The 1,428-nt window shown below is 47.0% G+C and carries 1 protein-coding gene, 1 tRNA gene and 1 other RNA gene; all 3 read right to left on the bottom strand.

Annotated features, from left to right (window positions below; genetic code table 11):
• Nucleotides 1-65, bottom strand: an RNA gene (ffs, locus tag AC2VLY_RS16525) — signal recognition particle sRNA small type; the annotation flags it as partial.
• A gap of 151 nt (nt 66-216) precedes the next feature.
• Nucleotides 217-1,281 (bottom strand): tellurite resistance/C4-dicarboxylate transporter family protein, encoded by a 1,065-nt coding sequence (locus AC2VLY_RS16520; protein ID WP_300252672.1) that lies wholly within the window; start codon nt 1,279-1,281, stop codon nt 217-219.
• 50 nt (nt 1,282-1,331) lie between these two features.
• Nucleotides 1,332-1,423 (bottom strand) — tRNA-Ser (locus AC2VLY_RS16515).
• Between the last annotated feature and the right edge of the window lie 5 nt (nt 1,424-1,428).

The following is a 1,428-nucleotide window of genomic DNA, read 5'->3' as shown; positions in this document are numbered from 1 at the left end:
CGGCTGCCGCTGCTCCCTTCCGGGCCTGACGGGGTTCACCAGCTACCACTGCGAGGGGACCGATTGTTGTCGCCATAGAAAACCTGAAATTGTCCACACAAGGACGAGAACAGACGAAAAGTGCAACACCACTTTTGCACTCGCAAGTCGCGAAGGTATCAGAACCCCGATCTGCGATCAATATTGACCACTCAAAATCGTCAGGGTTAAAACCGCTCAATCACCATTATGGTGGAATATTTTTTGGTGACTGATGCGCAGGAAGCCATAAAGCATTCCCAAAAAGGTGAGACACCAAGCAGTCAGCGCCAGGAAAAAAGAAGCATGGGCCAGCGGAAACAAAAAATGCAGGTCTAGGCTATGGGCCATGTGGAGCGTTGCAAGACTGTACATTCCCAACGGAAATACCATGGCCCAGTAGGAATCATCATAACGGAGGGGAAACTTTCTCAGGACATAGCGCCAGAACCCCAGAATGATCAGCAACGGAATCCACCAGCTCCCACCTGCCCAGTAAAACAGGGTGAATCCCTTTATAAAAGGCAAAAATGGGTGAAGAAAGGGCGCTGACTCCCCATTAACCACCAGCAACGATCCTGCCAAGGTGGATATAGCCATGGCGCCCATATTGCTCCAATAGGAAGAATGAAGATGTTCGGGTAAAAAATCCAAAAATATCATTCGATAAAATATCAGCACCATAACCCAGATATATAACATTCCCCCCAATAGCCAGAGACTGAGTGCGATAAAGTCAAATTCTGCCCTGAGCATGAAAGACCAGTGGATATCCAGCAGTAAAATCAAAATGGCAATGGATTGTGGGGCGATGATGTGCAAGAGCCAGCCGCCAGAAATACCATTTATCAGTCCAGGTTTGTGCTTCTGAATCATGAATCTAGTGAGTAAGCCGTAATTCAGCGTCAAGTAAAGAATTACGGCCAATCCCAATAATAAACCTGCAGTAATAGTTTGATTTTCAAGGATAACAAATTGACTGCCAAGTACGCAGCTTCCAGCCACCATCGTCAGGAAACCAGAGCCTTTTTGCACATTAAAAAAATCGGCAAACATCTCCGAAGGGTAGCGTAAAACACGGCCAATATTCATGATCCATAAAATGCTGTAGAAGGCGATATTAAGCCCGAGCAAAACACTCGCGAGGAACTTTAAGTGCAACAGTTCTGCCGAAATGGAAATAACGCCCGTACCCATCACCAGCGTAAAATACGCAGGAGAAAGATTTTTTAAGGCTGAATAATGCATTCGGATTTTTGGCACAGACAGCAATCGGTGCTCCAATGCTGGAACATTTGAAACCATATAAAAAGTGGCGGAGAGGGTGGGATTCGAACCCACGTGGGGCTATTAACCCCCATCCGATTTCGAGTCGGCGCCGTTATGGCCACTTCGGTACCTCTCCGTGGA

It is taken from the genome of Acidithiobacillus sp. TH-A36 (assembly GCF_057473445.1).
The sequence above is the reverse complement of the archived record's forward strand: the minus strand, read 5'-3'. Positions and strand labels throughout refer to the sequence as shown.